Below are 2,425 nucleotides of genomic sequence, written 5' to 3'. Positions count from 1 at the left end.
GGCAGGTGTTGTGGCTCGGTGGGCGCCCGGAGGTTCCGTGGTGAGCCCCGTCGATGCCCAACGATGCCGATTGACCATTGGTGGTTGGTCCTGGGCCGGGGTCACCGGCCTGTTCATCACCTTCGACGCCGACCTCTCGGAGGTGTACCCCGACGAACTGGTCGAGGCGTTCGCCACTATCGGGCGACGCCTCGACCGGTCCGTCAGCGCTTGACGGTCAGGTCCCCAAGCACCAGTGCCTCGGTACGCGAGGTGTGCAGATTGTCGATGTCGTCGAGCGTGCGGTTCTTGGTCTCCGTGGCCGTGAGCGCGGCGACGCCGGCCAGCACGCAGGCGCAGGAGACCATGATGGCCACGGCCACCCAATTGGTGCCGTCTTCACCCGCGAAGTAGGAGGCCAGCGGAGGGGCGAAGCCGCCCGAAAGTGCGAAACCGATCTGGGTGCCGAGCGCCAACCCGGTGACGCGAACCCGGGTGGGGAACATCTCCGCGTAGAACGACGGCCAGATGCCGTTGGCCATCGAGTAGAAGAAGCCCGCCATCACCGCGCCCAGGACGAAGATCAGGGTCCAGTTGCCGGAGGACACGGCCCCCAGGTACGGGTAGGTCATGATTGCGGACCCGATCGCCCCGGCGATGAACACCGGACGGCGACCGATCCGGTCGGCCACCATCGCGGCCAGCGGGATCGCGCCGAGGGCCACGCCGTTGGCCAGTACGGCCACGAGCAGCATGGTGGAGCGGTCCAGGCCCACCACGGAGGTTCCGTAGGACAGCGCCCAGACCTGGAACACGATCAGAACGGTGTTGATCATGGCCGCGCAGGCGATGCGGATGACGGCGGCCTTGTGGAAGCGGATCAGGTGCCCCAAAGGAGTGGCCTGGTCCTTGTGCTCCACGACTTCCTTGAACTGCGGCGGTTCCTCCAGGGTCCGGCGGATGATGTAGGCGGCCACCACCACCAGGGCGGACATCCAGAACGGGATACGCCAGCCCCAGGAGAACAGCTGCTCCTCCGTCAGGATCGAGGTGAAGGGGATGAACACCGCGGTGGCCAACAGGGTGCCGAACTGGGTGCCCTGCAGCGTCCAGCTGGTGGTCAGGGCGCGGTGCCGTTCCGCTGCGTGTTCAAGGGATACGGAGATCGCGGAGGCCTGTTCCCCCGATGCGGACAGGCCTTGGATAACGCGGCACAGCACCAACAGGGCGGGTGCGAGCAGCCCCACCTGGTCGTAAGTCGGCAGGCAGCCCACCAGGAACGTTGCGCCGCCCATCATGAACAGGGTCAGCATCATCACGAATCGACGTCCGTATCGATCGCCCAGCGGACCCATGATCAGAGCCCCCAAGGGGCGTACGACGTAGGCGATGCCCACGGTCGACATGGACAGCAGGATGGCAACACCGGGTGAAGCGTCCTTGGGGAAGAAGAGGTGGTTGATCACCAGAGCGGCGGCGGTGCCGTAGACCGCGAAGTCGTAGTACTCGAGTGCCGATCCGACCCAGGCCGCCAGCGCTGCTTTGCGCGGGGTCTTTTGCGGGGTTCCAGCCTGGGGCGAGGCCGCTGTTGAGGACATGGAACTTCCTTTGCTTCCAAGACCTGACCGGGCCGTGCGGACCGCGGGTGGGACTCGGCATCCGTGTGACAGGGATTGCTCTCCTGTGACGCATGATGACGAGCCGACTTGGGCAACTGTTGCCGGTCGATTGCCGGGTAAGCATGAATCTGGGGGGTGATCTGCGTCAAATATCGCGTTATGTGACGCGCGCGATACCAGCGATCACGCGAGGCGTCCCTGGTAGTTGCCTGACAATCAGCAGTGTGCTTCCAAAAAACTGCAACCAGGCTTACCTTTCGAGGTGACTTATGGCGTGGGTAACAGCTACGTTTACTGATGGATTGCACAGCAGTCTGAGTGTTTGCGGTCACCTCTTGGGTTTGTGGGGTGGCTCGCACACCTCACCCGCGCTCTGGGCTGAGTGCGGGTCCGAGCAACGAATCAGGAGTCATCATGGCCACCTTCAACATCGAAGAGCTCGAGAACGGAACCGTCTACGACCAGGACGGCAGCAAGGTTGGCGGCGTCGCACAGCTTTACCTGGACGACGCCTCGGGCGAGCCCAACTGGGTCACCGTCAACACCGGCCTGTTCGGCACCAACGAGACCTTTGTCCCCCTGGATCAGGCTCGCGTGAACAACGGAGAGATCCACGTTCCGTACACCAAGGACTTCATCAAGGACGCCCCGAACCTGAATGCCAATGCACACATCGACGAGCGCCAGGAAGACGAGCTCTACCGCTACTACGGCCTGAACGGCTCCGGCAACAACGACGCCGCCCGCACCGGTGGCCGCGACGGCAACGCTGACGCTGCTGCTGCAGGCACCGCAGGTGCCGCCGGTGGCGTGGCAGGCGCCCGCCA

At 64.4% G+C, this 2,425-nt stretch carries 2 protein-coding genes and 1 pseudogene; 2 read left to right on the top strand and 1 reads right to left on the bottom strand.

Annotated elements, in window-relative coordinates:
* Positions 1 to 214 (top strand): annotated as a pseudogene (locus L979_RS15185) (transcriptional regulator); the annotation flags it as partial.
* Here the strand turns inward: L979_RS15185 and L979_RS11570 are convergent.
* Positions 204 to 1,577, bottom strand: coding sequence for an MFS transporter (locus L979_RS11570; RefSeq protein WP_047692364.1), 1,374 nt, complete (start codon positions 1,575 to 1,577; stop codon positions 204 to 206). The pseudogene L979_RS15185 and the gene L979_RS11570 sit on opposite strands and share 11 nt — an antisense overlap.
* A gap of 435 nt (positions 1,578 to 2,012) precedes the next feature.
* Between L979_RS11570 and L979_RS11565 the strand changes: the two genes are divergently transcribed.
* Positions 2,013 to 2,425, top strand: a 413-nt coding sequence (locus tag L979_RS11565) for a PRC-barrel domain-containing protein (RefSeq protein ID WP_047692363.1), incomplete at its 3' end; no start/stop codon positions are given.

It is taken from the genome of Kocuria sp. ZOR0020 (assembly GCF_000800955.1).
GTDB lineage: Bacteria > Actinomycetota > Actinomycetes > Actinomycetales > Micrococcaceae > Kocuria > Kocuria subflava.
This window is presented reverse-complemented; position numbering and strand designations above follow the sequence as displayed.